14 protein-coding genes and 1 pseudogene are annotated in these 19,087 nt (G+C 61.8%); 12 read left to right on the forward strand and 3 right to left on the reverse strand.

The window, feature by feature from the left end:
• Positions 1-175 precede the first annotated feature (175 nt).
• Together RCAS_RS01320 and RCAS_RS01325 are read right to left on the reverse strand one after the other, a co-directional pair.
• Complete coding sequence (locus RCAS_RS01320; protein WP_011997788.1) at positions 176-1,141, reverse strand: DUF429 domain-containing protein; 966 nt, start codon at positions 1,139-1,141, stop codon at positions 176-178.
• Positions 1,142-1,150: 9 nt separating this feature from the next.
• The gene (locus RCAS_RS01325; protein ID WP_232280118.1) at positions 1,151-2,755 is read right to left on the reverse strand and encodes a M1 family metallopeptidase; all 1,605 of its coding nucleotides are present in this window, start codon (positions 2,753-2,755) and stop codon (positions 1,151-1,153) included.
• Here RCAS_RS01325 and RCAS_RS01330 point away from each other — a divergent pair.
• From RCAS_RS01330 to RCAS_RS01385, 12 genes and pseudogenes are all read left to right on the forward strand, one after another.
• A complete protein-coding gene (locus tag RCAS_RS01330) occupies positions 2,754-3,410 on the forward strand; it encodes a Crp/Fnr family transcriptional regulator (protein WP_011997790.1) in 657 nt (218 codons plus the stop codon). The genes RCAS_RS01325 and RCAS_RS01330 overlap by 2 nt on opposite strands.
• A gap of 339 nt (positions 3,411-3,749) precedes the next feature.
• Positions 3,750-3,986 carry a ferredoxin gene (locus tag RCAS_RS01335; protein WP_011955081.1) on the forward strand — a complete coding sequence of 79 codons (237 nt, stop codon included), beginning with the start codon at positions 3,750-3,752 and terminating at the stop codon, positions 3,984-3,986.
• Between the two features lie 731 nt (positions 3,987-4,717).
• Positions 4,718-5,194, forward strand: a complete 477-nt coding sequence (locus tag RCAS_RS01345) for a hypothetical protein (protein ID WP_011997791.1) — start codon at positions 4,718-4,720, stop codon at positions 5,192-5,194.
• A gap of 84 nt (positions 5,195-5,278) precedes the next feature.
• Positions 5,279-6,352, forward strand: coding sequence for a deoxyguanosinetriphosphate triphosphohydrolase (locus RCAS_RS01350; protein WP_011997792.1), 1,074 nt, complete (start codon positions 5,279-5,281; stop codon positions 6,350-6,352).
• A gap of 6 nt (positions 6,353-6,358) precedes the next feature.
• Positions 6,359-8,341, forward strand: a complete 1,983-nt coding sequence (gene dnaG, locus RCAS_RS01355) for a DNA primase (RefSeq protein WP_232280119.1) — start codon at positions 6,359-6,361, stop codon at positions 8,339-8,341.
• A gap of 228 nt (positions 8,342-8,569) precedes the next feature.
• Positions 8,570-8,944: pseudogene (locus tag RCAS_RS26575) on the forward strand (sigma-70 factor domain-containing protein); the annotation flags it as partial.
• A gap of 216 nt (positions 8,945-9,160) precedes the next feature.
• Positions 9,161-10,132, forward strand: a complete 972-nt coding sequence (gene rpoD / locus RCAS_RS26580; protein ID WP_456300005.1) for an RNA polymerase sigma factor RpoD — start codon at positions 9,161-9,163, stop codon at positions 10,130-10,132.
• 58 nt (positions 10,133-10,190) lie between these two features.
• Positions 10,191-11,534, forward strand: a complete 1,344-nt coding sequence (locus RCAS_RS01365; protein WP_232280120.1) for a J domain-containing protein — start codon at positions 10,191-10,193, stop codon at positions 11,532-11,534.
• Between the two features lie 44 nt (positions 11,535-11,578).
• Positions 11,579-12,676, forward strand: coding sequence for a cellulase family glycosylhydrolase (locus tag RCAS_RS01370; RefSeq protein WP_232280121.1), 1,098 nt, complete (start codon positions 11,579-11,581; stop codon positions 12,674-12,676).
• 156 nt (positions 12,677-12,832) lie between these two features.
• On the forward strand, positions 12,833-13,468 hold the full coding sequence (gene mobA, locus RCAS_RS01375) for a molybdenum cofactor guanylyltransferase (protein ID WP_011997797.1): 636 nt from the start codon (positions 12,833-12,835) through the stop codon (positions 13,466-13,468).
• Entirely contained in the window at positions 13,465-15,003 is a 1,539-nt protein-coding gene (locus tag RCAS_RS01380) for a hypothetical protein (protein WP_157042500.1), read from the forward strand. The genes mobA and RCAS_RS01380 overlap by 4 nt, the downstream gene beginning before the upstream one ends.
• Positions 14,990-15,826, forward strand: a complete 837-nt coding sequence (locus RCAS_RS01385; RefSeq protein WP_011997799.1) for a hypothetical protein — start codon at positions 14,990-14,992, stop codon at positions 15,824-15,826. Before RCAS_RS01380 ends, RCAS_RS01385 begins: the two co-directional genes overlap by 14 nt.
• 1,586 nt (positions 15,827-17,412) lie before the next feature.
• Here RCAS_RS01385 and serA read toward each other — a convergent pair.
• On the reverse strand, positions 17,413-18,987 hold the full coding sequence (gene serA, locus RCAS_RS01390) for a phosphoglycerate dehydrogenase (RefSeq protein ID WP_011997800.1): 1,575 nt from the start codon (positions 18,985-18,987) through the stop codon (positions 17,413-17,415).
• Positions 18,988-19,087: the final 100 nt, after the last annotated feature.

Here is a 19,087-nt window from a genome sequence, read left to right on the forward strand (position 1 = left end):
CTTCCGTGCGCGGGATAAGGGCAGGGGGTGAGGGGAAAACGTCGCATCCCAACGCCATGCATGCCCGCCAGGTTCATGCGTGCTGTCCGCCCTTGAACGGGATGGAGCGGGAGGCCGAGGGCGAGAACAAACAGGTGTCAAGACGCCACACATCTGCGCTGAACGGCGCAGTTCCCTACTCCCCACGCTCTCCTCTCTGCCCCAGGATCCATCCTTCGACGCTGCGAACGACCAGGTCATCGGGTTCACCGGGAGCGCGGCGACCCAGAACGACGTTGAGCGCGCCGAACAGCCCCACCGTCGTGTCGAAATCGTCGTCGCTGCCGGGCGCCGCACCAAATCCCTCATCAATGGCACGCCTCAGGGCGAGTTCGAGCGCAACCCCTGCCGCGTCCGCCCATGCCAGCAGCGCCGCTCCTGCTGCAACGCGGGTTGCCCGAGCGCGTTTGCTGCCGCGCAGCATGATCCCCAAATGATGGTAGCACTCGGCAGGGTACACCTCGGCGACGACCAGACACCCCGCAGCAATCAGGTCGTTCAGGCGACCCTCGAAGGGCCAGAGCCAGGGAAACGCCGCATCGTCCGGGGCATACGCGCGGCGCGCCGCCCCCAACATATCGCGCCAACCGACGATTGTCGCCTTGCCCACCTGTTGCGCGCCGAGGGTCCAGAAGATCGGCGCGGCGGCGCGCCGCGCGGCAGCAGCCCGGTCGCACCGACGACGCAGATCATCAATGCTTGCCATGCCCAACGCCCGCACCAGATGCGCCTGCCGTGCTCCGCCCGGTCGCTGCGGGTAGAATGGGCGAACAATGCTGATGGCGTCTGGATGATCGGCAACGTTGTAGAACTGCGCCCATTGCCCTGAACCAAACTCCGGCAGAATCGCGGCAAAGTCCGTGATCCCGGCGACTGCCGCATAGCGCAGCGGAAGACCGAGCGGAAAATCGACGCCGAACAGGATAGCGCCATTGGGCGCAAGGGCGCGCAAACGCGCAAGGAGGGTTTGCGGATCACCCGCCGGACCCGGCGCAACCGCAAGGAATGTTCCATCGGGCTGGCACAAGGCGTATGCCAGACGTCTTCGCGCCGCACTCGATCCCCAATCGGCGTGCGCCACCAGAACAGGAAGCGTATCCATTGAACGGTATCACGGCACAGCAACCGGCGCAGCCGTCAGCACCCAATCCCGATAGAAATCGTTGAGGTCGCAGGCACAGGCGTTTTCGGCAACAGCGCGCACGTCGTCGCTCGACGCAATCCGGTAGCGAAAGGCGGCATAATAATCGCGCAAAAAGCGGTCGAACGCCGGTTCACCGATCCGCACACGCAACGCCTGAAAGAAAAGCGCCCCTTTCGCATACGCAATAGCAGTATAATTGCCGCGCAACGCCGACACGGGGCGCTTCAGCGGCGCATCACGACCCGTCTGCCGCGCGCGCAGATAGGTCGCGCGGAATCCGTCGATCTCACGCGCTGCTGCTGCGGCGCCACGCAGTTCTTCCTGATAGACCACCTGCGTAAACGAGGTCAACCCCTCGTCGAGCCATGCTTCGTTCTGCACATCGTTGCCGACCATGCTATACCACCACTGATGCGCCACTTCGTGCGCCACAATGATCTCCAGACCTGCGCGCTCGCCAGCGTACAATCGGCGGTCGATCATGATCAGACCAGGGTACTCGACGCCGAGAAATTTGCGCGCATCGATCTGAACAATGTCGAGTTCCGTCAGCGGGTAGGGTCCGAATCGTCGATTGAACACGCGCAGCGCGTTGACGGCGGCATCGAGCGCGGCACGCCCGCCTTCCGGGTTCTCGGGGCGAAAATACGACGTGATGCGCGTGCCATCAACCTCGGCGGAGATCGAGGGGAAACGGGTGAGCACAATGGTAAAATCACGCTGCGGACCGCTGACGAAGCGTGTAGTTTGGACGGCGCCGTCATTCTGGCTCTCGATTGCCGTCCCGGTCGTCACAGCAATCCAGGCGGCAGGGATGGTGAGCGTCACATCGTACAGCGCCGTGTCACCGGTCACAAGATCGCCGCGGAAGAGAGGAGTCGCCAGTTGCCAGGCGCCCTCAACGTGCCGCGCCGCCATTGGCAGCGCCGATGCCAGCGCCAGCACGCCGCGTTCGCGGTTGAAGGCGGCATAATAGCGCTGACCGGCATCGAGCGGCGCAGCGGCGCTGAAATCGAGGACGACAGCAGTAGAAGCGCCAGAGGGAAGCGATGCAGGAAGGTCGATCCGCAACAGAAACCTTTTCGATTCATAGCGTACCCGGACTGCCACATCGTCAACGGTGGCGCTGTGAATGTCGAGGCGTCCGCCAAACTCCGGCAGATTGGGAAAGAGATAAAAGTAGATGCGGTCGAGCGGATCGGCAGCGCGATTGGCATATTCCAGGCGCAGTCTGCCGGAAATTGTGCGCTTTTCAGGATCAACGCGAGCGATCACCGTATACCGATCCCATTGCTCGGCGGCGTTCAGATCGGCACTGAAGGCGGGCAGAAGCGCTGCTTCCTGCCGCCGGACATCGAGCGGCGCGGTGAACGGGTCGCTGACACTCGGCGCTGCCGAGAGCGGTGCGGCGCCGAGCCAGAGCATCGCCACGATCAGCGCCAGAGAAGCCGACCACGCTTGCGCTTTCGGTGATCGCTGCATAGACGCATTATACCATTGTTGTCTGGAACTGCCAGGAAACCCGAGACGGTACTGTTGGCGAAACAGGATCGTGCTATACTCCCGAACCATGACGACACCTACAGAATTGAGACACTTTCCACTCTTTGCGGCGCTGGATGATCGCGCGCTGGCAGATGCAGCGCGCCTTATGGAGTCGCGCACGTATCGTCCTGGTGAATACATCGCCTACGAGGGAGAACGACCGGCTGGCGTGTATTTTGTGCAGCGCGGCAGGGTGCGTTTATCGCGCACCGCGCCGGACGGTCGCGAGCAGGTGCTGGCGATGGTCGGCGCTGGCGAAAACTTCAATGCCGTCGCAATCTTCGACAGCCATGGCAACCTGACGACAGCGCGCGCGATGAGTCTGGTTCAATGCCTGATCTTGCCAGGGGATGCGCTGATCACCCTCATTCGCCGTCACCCCGACCTGGCGCTGGCGATGCTGCGCGAAATGGCGGGGCAACTGCGCAACCTGGCTGTGCTGGTCGAAGACCTGGCATTCCGGTCGGTGCGCGAGCGACTGGCGCGCGAACTCTTGCGTGAGGCGCGTGAAGGCGCCGCCGAACTGACCCATCAGGAACTTGCAGAACGCACAGCCACCGTGCGCGAGATCGCCGGACGGGCGCTGCGCCAGCTGGCACAGGAAGGACTCGTGCGGTTGGAGCGCGGGCGCGTGGTGGTGCTCGACCCGGACGGGCTGGCGCGCATCGGGGATGGCGAGTGAGGGACGAGACGCCGGTGAGTGACGCAGAGCGCAACGGGTGAAGGCGAGAAGGCGGGAAGGTAGCGCCGTCGTATTGCAATCGCTCCATGGCACACGTTGAATATCGAACGGATCCGAACCTTGAGGTCTTTGCCGTAAAACCGTCCTTGCCGTGGAAACACTGCCGGCAGAGTGGTTTCTGCCCACTGCGAGCGCGCCGCCCGACCTTCAGGGTCTCGAGGGACATGAGAGCGATCAGGGACTGAAGACGGACAGGTTGTGGAACTAAAGTCACAGAAAAGTTGAAGTGCGCGTGCTATGATGCGGGTGTGGAAGATTTCACCCAAAGAGGAGACAGATATGGCGTATATCATTGCGGAGCCTTGCATCGGCGTAAAAGATGCTTCGTGTGTGGCGGTCTGCCCGGTGGACTGTATCTACGAGGGCGAGGACCAGTACTACATCAACCCTGAAGAGTGCATCGACTGCGGCGCCTGTGAGCCAGAGTGCCCGGTTGAGGCGATCTTTGCCGATGACTCGGTGCCGGAGCAGTGGCACAGCTACATCGAGAAGAACCGCGCGTTCTTCGGGTTGTGATACGTCGGTCCGTTGCGTTGAATGGGGCGCTCCGCAAGGGGCGCCTTATGCTATTCCAGGGAGCAGGGAGGAGGGAACGTTCAACCCTCCTAGTGCATTGTGCGTCTGCCGTGTGCCACATTTCACCGTTGCGGCGCGACAACGCTCCTTCCACCTGCCGCCTGTCCCCCTCAATCCTCCCTGTGTGCTATAATACCAATGACCGGTGACCATCCGGCATGGTCACCCCGAGCCGCGCGAGGGGTCGTGCGCGACCCGCTTAGATTCCTCGCGGCGCTCGGAATGCCAAGTCGCGGCGCTCGGAATGCCAAGTCGCGGCGCTCGGAATGCCAAGTCGCGGCGCGCGGAATGCCAAGTCGCGGCGCTCGGAATGCCAAGTCGCGGCGCTCGGAATGCCAAGTCGCGGCGCGCGGAATGCCAAGTCGCGGCGCTCGGAATGCCAAGTCGCGGCGCTCGGAATGCCAAGTCGCGGCGCTCGGAATGCCAAGTCGCGGCGCTCGGAATGCCAAGTCGCGGCGCGCGGAATGCCAAGTCGCGGCGCTCGGAATGCCAAGTCGCGGCGCGCGGAATGCCAAGTCGCGGCGCGCGGAATGCCAAGTCGCGGCGCTCGGAATGCCAAGTCGCGGCGCTCGGAATGCCAAGTCGCGGCGCTCGGAATGACACACAAGCGGCATCGTCAATCGTCATTGGTATAATTTGTGAGGAACACTGGCGCAGGGGGATGCCTGCCCATGACACGTTTCGACTTTCGGACGTTTCTGCTTATCTTTGGTGCGGCATGCGTTGGCGCGGTGTGGGCGACGCATCAGCGCAGTATGACAGCCCCCCCCTACAGCGAAGCGCAGATCCCGGCATTGATCTGGACGGTCTTTGCCACGCCATTCGCAATGTTCTGGGGATGGTTCGGAGCGCGGCGCGAGGAACGCTGGCTGGCGGCTTTCGTCTGTTTCTGCATCTACTTTCTTTCCACCTTTATCGCTGCGCGCTACGAGACGTGCGTTGTTGTGCATGGATCGTTCAATCTGGTCAGTTGCTTCGTCGAAACAGAACAGGCGCAGGCGCTCGCCAACGCTCAGGGTCATCGCGTCTATTTCGAGTCAATTGTCGCGGTGCACCTGATCGCTGCGCTGGTCACGGCATTGCAGCGCGCGCTGAAACGACGTACAATGCAGGATGCATCGCTTCAAACGGCGAACGAGGCGACCTGATTTCTTTCGTCCGGTTTGATGCGGGTTTTCCCGGCTTCTCTGTACAGCAGCGATATCCGACGTTGCCGGCGCTGGAGGTTCGGCATGACCAGAGCGCATGTTGGTGTGCGCCAGCGTATCGAAGCGGATGAGCGCGCGCGCCTTTCGCCTCTGGCGGCGTTCAGCGATAGCGCCCACCGCGCGCGCCCCGAAGAGGCGTCGCCGGTGCGGAGCAGTTTTCAGCGTGATCGCGACCGCATTCTGCACTCGAAACCGTTTCGCCGCCTGAAACATAAAACGCAGGTGTTCATTTCACCGCAGGGGGATCACTACCGCACCCGCCTCACCCATACGCTTGAAGTGACGCAGATTGCGCGCACGGTCGCGCGCGCGCTGCGCCTCAACGAAGACCTGGTCGAGGCGATTGGTCTGGGGCATGATCTCGGGCATACCCCCTTCGGTCACGCAGGTGAGACGGCACTGTCGCACGCGATGGGGCGCGCCTTCCGTCATAACGAGCAGAGTCTACGCATTGTCGATGTGCTGGAACGGAACGGCGCCGGGTTGAATCTGACCGATCAGGTACGCGAGGGCATTTATATGCACTCAAAAGCCCGGCGCGACATCACCATGCGCGCCTGGGGCACAGCCAGCACGCTCGAAGGGCAGATCGTCAAACTGTGCGATGCCATCGCGTATATCAATCACGACATCGATGATGCGATCCGTGGCGGGTTGTTGCACCCCGACGATCTGCCGCGCGACGCTATCGAGGTCCTCGGCGAAACGCACGGTCAGCGCCTCGATACGATGGTCTGCGACCTGGTCGACCATAACTGGTGGGCGACCGGCGAAGCGCCGCCACCCGACCCACCGGAATTGTCGATGAGTCCAGATGTGCTGAAGGCGACCAATACGCTGCGAGAGTTTCTGTATCAGCGCGTGTACCTCGGATCGAGAGCCAAAGCGGACGACAGTAAGGTATACTTGATGATCGAGTTGCTGTACCATCATTTTCTGAAACATCCAGAGCAGCTTCCCACAGATCTGCTGCGGATCAATCAGGAACGGAACGAACCAATCGAACGCGCCGTCGTGGACTATATTGCCGGTATGACCGACCGCTTTGCGTTGAAGGTGTTCAACGACCTGTATGTACCGCGCACCTGGAGTGCATGAAGCGCGGTGCACGACTCTCAGTGGAACCATATGCCCGGCGTTACCGATCAGATCAAAGAAAAGATCGATATTGTCGATTTCATTTCCGCCTATGTGCCATTGCGAAAGACGGGGCGCAGTTATGTCGGCTTCTGCCCGTTCCATCCCAACACCCGCACACCGGCGTTTCACGTCTTTCCCGACACCCAAAGTTTTCACTGTTTCGGTTGCAAAGCGTCGGGGACTATCTTCGACTTTCTCATGCGGCGCGAGGGGATAGAGTTCCGCGAAGCGCTCGAACGCCTGGCACAGCGCGCTGGCGTGCAGTTGCATCCGCGCACCGAAGCCGAAGAGCAACAGGATCGGCTGCGCACCCGCCTGCTGGAAGTGAATGCAGCCGCAGCCGCGTTCTTTCGCCACATGCTGGTGAAGTCGCAACGCGGCGAGGAGGCGCGCGCATATGTCGCCAAACGGCGCATTGACGACGCGACCGGTGAAGCGTTCCTGATCGGCTACGCTCCCGACGACTGGAGTTTGTTGCTCTCCTATCTGACCGAACGGCGCGGCTTTGCACCGGAAGAAATCGAAGCCGCCGGTCTGGCGATCCATCACGAAACCCGTGGGTATTACGACCGGTTCCGCCATCGGCTCATGTTCCCGATTCGCTCCGCGAGCGGCGAGATTGTGGCGTTTGGCGGCAGGGCGTTGGGAGATGTGCAACCGAAGTATATGAACTCGCCGCAAACACCGCTCTTCGACAAGGGCAAGGTCTTGTACGGGCTTGACCTGGCGCGCGATGCAATCCGCCAGAGCGACGCCGCGGTGATCGTGGAGGGGTACGTCGATGTGATTATTGCCCATCAGTATGGGTTTCGCAATGTCGTTGCGCCGCTCGGCACGGCGTTGACCGCCGATCACGTGGCGCTGGTGAAGAAACTCTCGCACCGGGTGTATCTGGCGCTCGACGCCGACACCGCCGGCGCGCGCGCGACGCTCAAGGGGTTGCAGGCGCTCCAGAGCCAACCGGAGGGTGAATTGACCGCGGTCATCTCGCCGCAGGGGGTGATCGCGCTGCAACGCCGCCAGGATGTCGAGATCAGAATCCTGGCGCTCCCCGAAGGCAAAGACCCCGATGAGGTCATTCAGGAAAATCCGGAGCAGTGGCGCGCGGCGCTGGCAGCGGCGCGCCCGGCAATGGATTTTTATATCGAGACGCTGACATCCGACCTTGATCTGTCGAGCGGGCGTGGGAGAGCGGAGGCTGTCGAACGAATAGCGCCGCTCCTCACACAGATCGCCAATCCGGTTGAGCAGGCGCACTACATTCAGCAACTGGCACGACTGATCGATATCGAGGAAGCGCATATCCTCGCAGCGTTGAGCAATAAGGCGCGCCAGGAAGGGCAGCGCCGTCCGTCGGATCAGGGACGCGCGACAAAGGTTCTGGAACAGCAACCTGGCGACGCAAACCAGCAACCCGATGAAACCCCGCCGCCTCCAACGCAAGAGGAGTATTTGTTGAGTTGGATTATTCGCTACCCGACTGCGCGCGCTGCCGTGGAGGAGAAACTTCATCGCGATCTGGCGACGTATCCGGCATTGCAATCGCTTATGAGCGGAACCATCGACGAGTTGTTCACTTCTGATGAATGCCGCGCACTGTGGCGCGCCTGGATCGCCGCCCCCACCGGGAGCGACCCGCAGGCGTGGGCGACGACTCTGTATGCGCCGCTCGACGCGGTGGCGCAGCGTGTGCTGGAGTTGCACGCACCACAACCTCAGGCGTATCGGATTGTCAACGATGCACTGGAATGTGCTACAATCCTTCAGCGCGATGCTGCAAAACGCTGGCTCGTCCAGATCGCGCGCATGCAGACGGCAGCGACCGGTGAAGCAGAACAGGAAATCCTGCTCGACCAACTGGTGCAGGTCAAACAGTTTATCAATATGTTGAGCATCCCACGCCGGAGCTCAGCATATGCCGACCTGCATGTCCTGCATATGCCCTGACAGGTGTGGTGAATCCGCTGCTGGCTGAAAGAAACGTTGTTGGAAGCAGACAAGTCATTCGTGACGGTGACCGCATCTCTCTGCTGCCAGACCTTCTCAGCGCTGCAAAGATAAACAAGCCCTGAGTCATGTGGATTAAGGCGGTGGTTGCCTGCGGAGGTTTCGATGGAACAAGCGAACGAGCCACTTCTGGAAGATGATCTGCTGCTCGACGATCTGGACGATGACATGACCGGCGCTTCCCGTGAACCCGAAGAGGAGCCGCAGACGATCACAAGTCTAAGTGATCTGCTGGCAATCGGCAAACAGCGCGGTTTTGTCACCGAGGGAGAAATTGCGCAACTGCTTGCAGGCAGCGACGCCGATAGCGACCGTCTGGCGGAAATTCAACAGGCGCTTCAGTCGGCAGGCATTGCCACGCGCGATGAGATGATTGCCGGCGGCGCCGAGATCGATGTGCACTTCGAGGAGGAAGGCGATCTTGACGACTTGAGCGTCGAGGGCATCAGCATCAACGATACGGTGCGCATGTATCTGCGCGAGATTGGACGGGTGCCGCTCCTGACCGCGCGCCAGGAAACGCTGCTGGCGCAGAAGATCGAGATCGGCGAATATCTGGAGTCGTACCGCACCCAACTGGCGGCGGACTGGCGCCCTGAGCAGATCGACTCTGTTGGCGCACAAATGTATCAGCGCCTGCAAAAAACCTGGCCCGTGGTTGAGGATGCCATTCGATTGCTCTACGCGATTGTCGAGCAACCGTTGCCCGATCCGCTGACCCCCGGTTGCCTGCGCGAGGTCTCCGCCATTCAGGAACGTATGACGTTTGAGCAGCGGCAGATGTTCGACAAGCGCCGCAATGAGTTGATCAAACAGCACCGGATGACGGCAGAACAGTTTGATCAGACGTTCGCTCAGGCGACGATTATCTTTTCGCTTCTGCCTGCCGCCGTTCAGCAACGGCTGGCGCTATCCGCCAACTGGCCCTCCGTCGAGGAAGTGCAGCACATGTGCGCCGATGTGCGCGATCAACTCTGGCGCGATTGGAATCTTGCGATTGAGCAGGGCAAAACAGCGCGCGAGGATTTGACCCAGGCAAATCTCCGGTTGGTCGTGTCGGTGGCGAAGAAGTATATCGGGCGTGGGTTACAACTCCTCGACCTGATTCAGGAGGGGAATGTCGGGCTGATCCGCGCGGTCGAAAAGTTCGACTATCGCAAAGGGTTCAAGTTCTCGACCTACGCAACCTGGTGGATTCGCCAGGCGATCACGCGCGCCATTGCCGATCAGGCGCGCACTATTCGGATTCCGGTGCATATGGTCGAGACCATCAATCGCCTGATGCGTGAAAGCCGCCGCATGCTCCAGGAGTTGGGGCGCGAACCAACCGACGAGGAGTTGTCGCGCGCATTGGGCATCCCGGTGGATAAAGTGCGTTCGATCCGTAAAACGTCGCTCGAACCGGTCTCGCTCGAGACGCCGGTCGGGCAGGAGGAAGACAGTCAACTCGGCGATTTTATCGAAGACTCAAAAGTGCTTGCGCCTTCCGACGCCGCCAGCCATCAGATGCTGCGTGAGCAGGTCGAACAGGTGCTGAATCAGCTCACAGAACGCGAACGTCGTGTCCTCCAATTGCGGTTTGGTCTTGAAGATGGTCACAGCCGCACCCTCGAGGAGGTTGGCAAGGAGTTCGGCGTGACTCGTGAGCGTATCCGCCAGATTGAGGTGAAAGCGCTGCGAAAACTGCGTCATCCTCGCCTCGGCAAGAAACTTCGCGATTATCTTGAATAAGTGGAAGTGGCATGTCCCCGGCGTTGGGCGCCTTTCCCGTCGCCGGATGCCCCATGGTGTGCCAGTGTACGATTTCGAGGAGTTCGACTTCTACGAATTGCTTGGCGTGTCGCGTTCGGCATCGCCGGAAGAGATCAAACGTGCATATCGGCGCGAGATTGCCAGGTATCATCCCGATCGGTTCGTTAATGCCAGCCCGGAAGACCTTGAGTATGCGCGTCGCCGTAGCCAGTTGCTGACCGAGGCGTATGCGACATTAAGCAATCCGTCGGCGCGGAACGCTTACAACCTTGATCGCCGCCGCCAAGTCGCCCGAAGACCGTCACGGACCACACCGCCGCCGCCAACCCAACGCGACCATCAGGCGGAACTCTATCAGCAGGCGCGCGACCATCTCGATGCGGGACGGTTTGTTCAGGCAATTGCGGCATTGCGCCAGTTGCACCGGATCAATCCATTCTACCGCGATAGCGCTGAGTTGCTCGCGGATGCTGAACGTCGTCTGCGGGATCGCACAACGGGAAGACGTTCCGGTGTATCACCGGTCAGGCAACGGCGCCTGATTCTGGTTACCGGAGTGGCGGCGGTTATTGTCCTGATGAGCGGCTCAGTCTGGTGGCTGAGAACACAGTATGCGCCGCGCTCCGCCGATGCGGGTGCGGGGGTGGTCGCCACGCCGGCCACTGCGCCATCGCAGACTCCGGTCGAGCCGACGCCAACCGTGCTATCGCCAACGGTTCCATCGGTGCGAACGACGCCTCCCCTGACCCAACCGATCCCGGAAGTGACGGTTGCGCCGCCCACACAGACAACCCGCGCGCCATTGCTCCCTCCAACCCCATCCCCTCTCCCGCCATCGCTCGAAGCGGAAGGCGCTGTGATCCTGCGCGACGATACGTTCACCACCGGTTGGGCGTCGGTGCGCCGCACAGACTGGAGTGTCGGTCCACGTGATGAACGGTATCGCATCACTGCTGAGGCGCAGGTGGGGGTGATCTGGAGTTATCGCAGCGTGCCGAACAGCGATGTACGCATGAAGGTTGATGTCGAAGTCATCGAGGGTGAAGGCGGGGTCATTCTGCGATTTCGCAACGAACAGAATTACCTGATCTTCATGGTTGCGCCACAAACCGGAAGTTTTCGTCTCGAACATATGCGCAATGGGACGCTGGCGCTGATGGCTGGCGGGACGCGCGACGATCTTCGCTTTCCCGATGGACGGTTTCGCCTCGATGTCCGTCTCAGCAGTGAACAGGTCAGGATTGCGGTCAATGGACAGGTCGTGGTCGAGACTGATGTGCCCGCTCTACCGGCGACATCGCGCTTTGGGCTGGCGGTGGCTGCGCGCGATACACGCAGTGAAGCCTGGTTCGATAATCTGGAAATTCGAGCGTTACCTTAATGATCCGCTGCCTTTCTCGCCCGACTCGCCCCGCCAGGCTCTCTGTGAGCAGGTGCTGGCTCGTTCTGTCGTTCGCCGTCATAATTGCCGGCAGTTGTGGTTCGGCGAACAACCCGCCATCAGGCGCTCTTCCGCCGGTTACGGCTGATGGTGAGCGCCTGCGTGCCGGAGGGCGCGACTTCGAGGTGCGTGGCGTCAACTATATTCGACCAACCGGCGATGATGAGCGCCGGTGTTGGACGCTTCAGTTCGGCGCCGATGCGAACTGTCCGTGGCGTATGCCGCTCATCGAATCCGATCTCGACGCCATGCGCGCGCGCGGTGTCAATACGGTGCGCATTTTCCTTAACTATTACGTCTTCGGCGGTCAGCGCGAAGCCGACGCCTCGTACCAGAAGAGTGATGCGCTGCGCCATCTGGAAGAGTTCATCGCAGCCGCTAATCAGCGGAGTCTCTATGTGCTGCCGGTACTGCTCGTCGAATATCCGCAAGATCAGTTCGGAGCAGAGTACTATGAGCGCGCACTCGAATGGCATGTGCGCCCGCTGGTGCGTCACTTTGCCGGCAGACCAGGAATTCTGGCATGGGACCTGTTCAACGAACCGGACATTGGCAGTCCGGTCGATGTGCGCTGCTGGGATTGGGACAATGCCGATTTTCCGCTCTGCTTTCCGCTTGCCGAGGAGCGTCAGCGGTTTGTGCGCACCGTTCACGATGAGGTGAAGCGCCTCGACCCGGAACGCTTGACAACGGTGGGCATGGCGTTTGCGAAGAGTTACTTCGAGCCAGCCGAGGCGTCAATCCGTATGGCGGATGTGGTCGATTTCTTCACGTTTCACTACTACGACAACGAACCCTACGACAGTGGACGCTACCGGCAACACTGGTACTACGGTGAAGGTTTCCCTGCCGACCTGCGCCGCGCCATCGACGAATTGCACGCGCTTGGTCTGCGGAAGCCGGTCGTCGTGACTGAACTCGGTTTTCCGACCGGTTTGGGGGCAACGCGCACGCTCGACGATCTGCGCCGTGATCAGCGGATTGCCATCCAAACCATTCGCAACGCGCGCGGCGCAGGTGTTGTGCTCTGGTCGTTTCAATCTTCGCCGGACGAGTTGCTCGGCGATCTGTTTGTGAGATGAGAGGTGCGGAACGTGAGGCGCGAGGGAGAGGCAAGAGGGGTTGAAAGTGGCCAGTCTAACCCTAACCTCTGGTTCCTGGTTCTTAGTTCTCAGTTCCTGGTTCTTAGTTCTCAGTTCCTGGTTCTTAGTTCTCAGTTCCTGGTTCTCAGTTCTCTCATGTCCACTTCCTGTATCATAGTTGCCGGCGGCTCGAGCCGGCGCATGGGAAACGACAAGCGCCGGCTGCGATTGTGGAGCGATTGCGGTCCGATGCTGTTAGAACACATGGTGACCCGCGCTGCCCGTATCAGCGACGATGTCGTCGTCGCGTTGAATGACCCGGCTGCCTGGAGCGGCTTGCCTGCGCGTCTGGTATGCGACGAGATTGCACATGGCGGTCCGCTTGCCGGGCTTGCTGCCGGTCTGGCAGTGTGCCGTTACGAATACGCGCTGGCGATGGCGTGTGACCTGCCGCTGGTGCAGGATGCATTGATCGACGCGCTCCTGGCGTATCCGCGCCCTTACGATGCGCTGGCGCCGCTCCGACCCAACGACGGCGCGCGCGCGCCGCGCAATGCGTTGGCAGTCGAGCCGCTCCTGGCGGTCTACCGGCGCACGTGCCTCCCCGCAATCCGCGCCTGCCTCCAGCGCGGCGCGCGCGCGCTCGTGGATCCGCTGGGCATGATCGATACCCGGTATCTCGCGCCGGATGTCTGGCGTCAGTATGATCCGCACGGATTGTCGTTCATCAATCTCAATCGACCGGAAGATGTCGCGCGGGTGAAGACCATCATTGCCGACGGAGGGCGATGATGCTGACCATTGCACGCTTTCGTTCCTCAGCGCCGGTCGCAGGCGCATCCATCGGGCTGATCGGCGCGCTGGCATTGCTGTGGTTCACGCGGCGCGGGCCGCTCACGTTGCCGCCGCTGGCATACCTCGATGCGCTGGGAGCGTTCTTCGTCTTTGCCGTCTGGGTTGGAACGGCGCTCTCATCGGCGCTGCACACCCCATCTGAACACGGGTGGCGTTTCTGGCTGACAGCGCTGGCGTTGACGGTGGGGTTCCTTACTTCGCAGACTCCAGTGATTGTAGCGGTCTATGTCCTTGTGGCGCTGATGCATGCGTCGCTTCTGCGTCGCAGCAATCTGTCGGCTACCCTTCGCAGCGCCGGCGTCCCATTGCTTGCGGCTGCGGCGCTGACAAGCGGGTATGGCGCGCTGGCGTTGCGCGGCGCAGTGCGCTTCGATGCCCCGTTTGCAGGCGCTGCACTCGACTCGTTTACCTTCTGGTTCGTCTTGCTGGCTGCCGTTATTCCGCTGCTGCCGTCCGGTGCGCTGGCGGGAGATATGGGATTTGAAACCATCTCCCACTCTCCGCCGACCCGTCCGGCGACGAGAGTCGCGGACGGCGGTATGCCCAGCCCGCATGCACGGGAAAGCGTGGACCTGTTCGCATTCGCCTGGCTCTACCCGCTCATGCGATTGTACACCCTCAGCCCCTGGAATGAAGGATGGTCGTTTGCAGCCATGGCACTTGGCGGCGGCGCGATGCTCTGGCTGACGCTCGGCGCATTGACCGCAACGGTGCGCTCTCACCGCGCGGAGCGCCATCGCCGCCGCATGCTTGCCCTGGCGCTCGCAGGCATTGGACTGAGCAGCGGCGCCGGTCTGGCGGCGGGATGCTATGCAGTGCTGGTCTCCATGCTGCTTGTCGTGACGGAAGACCCGGAATCAGCAACAGAGTTGAACAGCAGTGCAACGGTGTGGGGCTTCCCGCCGTCTGTGCCGTCCTGGCTCCTTTCCGGCGCATTTCCGATGACGGCGCCTTTCATTGCTGCCTGGATGATTATCGGGGCTGGAGCGGCTGGCGGCGTCACGGTACTGACTGCCGTCACCTGGCTGACAATGCTGGTCGGTGCGTTGCCGACCGTGATCGACACCCCTGCTATCACGTCGACTCGCCGGTGGATCGGCGGTGGCATCAGCCTGGCGCTTGGCATAGCGTCGCCGCTGGTCGTGCGCTTCCTGATTCAGCCGGTGATCGAGCAGTTGCAGGGAGGCTTGAGCGTCTACGGCGACATCAACGTCTGGCCCTGGATCGGACTGACGATGGTCAATTCGGCGCGCACCGGCATTACCACGCTGCCGACTATCGGCGCCGCCGGGCTGATGGTTGTGTTGAGTGCGATGGTCTACTTGTTGTCCCGGTTACTGCGCCCAAAACCGGAGATCGGTTCTTCTTCCCCCGCCTCGACTGCATCCGACGAGGTGCTGAACGATCTGTGTCGCGCTGTTCCCTGGCTCGGCGAAGCGACAACGAAAGCGCCGGATCATGACACCCGCTGAGTTACTGTCGTTTCTGGGTCTGGCGTGGTCGCGGTTGCTGCTCTTCCCTGGGGGGATATGCCTGATCATCGCGGTGTGGCTCGCGGAAGCGTTTGCGCAACGACCCACATCGCAAGGGCTCCGTTCCTTTCCAACGGCGTGGCTCAGCGCACCGCTTCCTGCAAGCGCGGTGGCGCTCCCGTGGCTCGGCGTGGCGCTTCTGCCACTCCCAGGCGCAGTGGCGTTGTCGCGTCCCATCGACCTGGCTACTGTTATCGCACTGCTGGAGTGGCCCCGCCTGCTGGCAATTTCTACCGATCTTCAGTATGGCAACCGCGCGCGGGGAGTGCAGCGATTGGCGGCGGCGCTGAATGGCTATCCGCCGCTCATTCTTGCGCTCGTGCTTCTGTCGCTGGGAACGGGAACGCTGGAGGTTGCGGGGTTGCTGCGCATACCCGATGGCGCCACCCCTCTCTGGCAGGCAGTGTGGTTCTGGTTGGGCGCAGGGGCGCTCATCCTTGCCTTGCCGCCGCTGATCGAGATCGGACCGTTCGCGCTCGATGCGCCTGACGAACTGCGCCCCGGTCTGCGCCTGCGGATGCTGGGAATCATCCTGATTGCTGCGCTGCCGGGAGTCGCACTACTGACCCGCGACGGCGCAGATGAATGGTGGCGCACCGCACTGCCACCGCTGACGCTTGGCGGAGCGCTGTGGATCGTTCATCGCAGCGCACGCCTTCAGTCGGCGTTGCGCTGGGCGCGCATCTACCTGGGATATGACCTGTTGCTGGCGCTGGCGCTGCTGGCAGCCGGACTGCTCGCATTGCAGGCGCGACTGGCGTAGCAGAGAGAGGTGGATGGGCTTTGGTTTTTCAGACGGCGCCTGGCGCAACTGCGCCGCCGAGCCGCGCCTCTTCTGATCTACGAGCTAAATTATACCAATGACGATTGAAGATGCCGCATGCGTGTCATTCCGAGCCCTTCGCTTCGCTCAGGGTAAACGCAGCGCGGAATCTGAGCGGGTCGCGCACGACCCTCGCGCTGCTCGGGGTGACCATGCCGGATGGTCACAGGGAATTGGTATAAATCCGGTCAACCCGTGCTGCCCAGTCGCGCGTTCTGTGAGCTGCGGGCTAAAGCCCTCACTCAGTACGTGGAAGCCCCAAGCGGGTCGCGCACGACCCTCGCACGGCTCGGGATGACCATGCCGGATGGTCACCGGGAATTGGTATAAATCCGGTCAACCCGTGCTGCCCAGTCGCGCGTTCTGTGAGCTGCGGGCTAAAGCCCTCACTCAGTACGTGGAAGCCCCAAGCGGGTCGCGCACGACCCTCGCGCGGCTCGGGGTGACCATGCCGGATGGTCACCGGGAATTGGTATAAATCCGGTCAACCCGTGCTGCCCAGTCGCGCGTTCTGTGAGCTGCGGGCTAAAGCCCTCACTCAGTACGTGGAAGCCCCAAGCGGGTCGCGCACGACCCTCGCGCGGCTCGGGGTGACCATGCCGGATGGTCACCGGGAATTGGTATAAATCCGGTCAACCCGTGCTGCCCAGTCGCGCGTTCTGTGAGCTGCGGGCTAAAGCCCTCACTCAGTACGTGGAAGCCCCAAGCGGGTCGCGCACGACCCTCGCGCGGCTCGGGGTGACCATGCCGGATGGTCACCGGGAATTGGTATAAATCCGGTCAACCCGTGCTGCCCAGTCGCGCGTTCTGTGAGCTGCGGGCTAAAGCCCTCACTCAGTACGTGGAAGCCCCAAGCGGGTCGCGCACGACCCTCGCGCGGCTCGGGGTGACCATGCCGGATGGTCACCGGGAATTGGTATAAATCCGGTCAACCCGTGCTGCCCAGTCGCGCGTTCTGTGAGCTGCGGGCTAAAGCCCTCACTCAGTACGTGGAAGCCCCAAGCGGGTCGCGCACGACCCTCGCGCGGCTCGGGGTGACCATGCCGGATGGTCACCGGGAATTGGTATAAATCCGGTCAACCCGTGCTGCCCAGTCGCGCGTTCTGTGAGCTGCGGGCTAAAGCCCTCACTCAGTACGTGGAAGCCCCAAAGGGGCTCTCATGAGATCAACCAGGGCGTCAGCCCGCAGCGCTACGGCTTACCGAACTATACGTTCATAAGCCCTTGGTCAGGTCAGGCGAGCCCCTGCAGGGCTGCCATGAACACACGAGTCGCTGGCAACACAAAACTTGCCCGCAATCGCGCCCTTCTCTCTAACGCCTGGAGCAACGTCCGGTTTGCGGTCCAGCCCCGCAGGGGCTTTCATGCCCTCAGCGAGGGCTTCAGCCGGCAGCGAGACGGCGGTTTCTGAATGACTGCATCCCCACGACACCTGAAGGTTGATGCAAAGACGAAAAGGTGCAAAGCCGCGCACTCACAGCCTTGGCAGATCTGCGCCTCTCCGTCAGCCTTGCCGCGAAGAGACGCTAAATGATCAATGTTGTCGCGTGTTGAATATCCGGTTCTTCACGCAGACGCGCGATGACATGCGGCGGCACCGGGTCATCCAGGCGCAGCACCATCATCGCCTGCTCGCGCGGCGCCAGCCGCCCAACATCCATGCTGGCGATGTTGACATCCGCCTCGCCAAGGAGCGTGCCGACCTTCCCAATCATGCCAGGGCGATCGCGGTGGTAGGTGAACAACATCGGACCGGCCGGCACAAACGTGACCCAAAAGCCATCCGCCTCAACGACATGCGGTTCGCCGCGCAGGATAGTTCCGGCAAACTCGCGCGCGCCATCGCTGGTTTGCGCGCGCAACACCAGCAATCCTGAGAAGTTTCCCGCGTCTTCGGTCGAGAACTCGGTCAGTTTCAAACCCAGCTCACGCGCCAGGATCGGCGCATTCACCGGCGTCACCCGTTCTTCGCGGGTTCCGGCGAGCAACCCCTGCAAAACCGCAAGGCGCACCGGCGTAGTATCGACCGTCGCCAATTCACCGCGATACTCTATCTCGAAATTATGCACCGGATCGTGAACCAGACCGGCGCAGAGCATGCCGAGACGCCGCCCCAGATCGACGTATGGCGCGACAAGACCGCGATGTTCTGGCGGGATGTAGGGGGCGTTCACCGCATAGTGCGGCGACCCGCCGGACAACGCCACCAAAACCCCCTCGGCGACGTCGACGCCGGTCAGCGCCTGTGCTTCGACGGTGGAGGCTCCCAGGTGTGGGAGCGTAATCACGCGCGGATGTCCGACGAGCGGATTGCCGACCGGCGGCTCGGTCGAATAGGTATCGAGCGCAGCGCCGGCAAGATGACCACCATTGATCGCTTCGAGCAATGCTGTTTCGTCCACCACGCCGCCACGCGCCGCATTAATCAGGTAGGCGCCACGTTTCATCTGCGCCAGGCGCATTGCATTGATCAGGTTGCGGGTCGAATCGATGAGCGGCACATGGAGCGACACGATATCCGCCTGCGCCAGCACCTCTTCGAGCGGCGCGAGGGTCACGCCGAGTTGCAGAGCGCGTTCGGTCGAAACGACCGGATCATAGGCGACGACGTGCATTTCCAGCCCACGCGCGCGGCGCGCCACTTCTGCGCCGATGCGTCCTAACCCGACCAGACCCAGCGTTTTGTTGCGCACCTCGAATCCCATGAAGCGGTTGCGTTCCCACTTCCCTGCGACCACGGTGCTATGCGCCTGCGGGATATGCCGCGCAAGGCTCAGAATCAATCCTATGGTCAGTTCTGCAACCGCGACGCTGTTCGAAGCAGGCGCATTAACGACCATAATCCCCTGACGGGTGGCCGCATCGAGATCGATATTGTCCACACCCGTTCCCGCGCGCCCGACGACGCGCAGACGGGTTCCTGCCGCCAGCACGTCAGCAGTGACTTTCGTGGCGCTACGGACGATCAGGGCATCGTATTCGGGAAGGATAGCGATCAGACCGGCTTTGTCGAGGTCGGTGCGGACATCGACGCGCGCGGCGGCGCGGAGCCGGGCAAGCCCCTCCTCGGCAATCGGTTCAGCCACGAGAATGCGGTCCATTGGCGCTTTCTCCGCTCCATGGAGGTGTACAGACCTGATAACCGACTCGACGGTGAGGCAGTCGCTCCGCTGCGACAGAGGGACATTATAGCACACATGC

Origin of the sequence: Roseiflexus castenholzii DSM 13941 (genome assembly GCF_000017805.1) — a bacterium.
GTDB classification, from domain to species: Bacteria; Chloroflexota; Chloroflexia; order Chloroflexales; family Roseiflexaceae; genus Roseiflexus; species Roseiflexus castenholzii.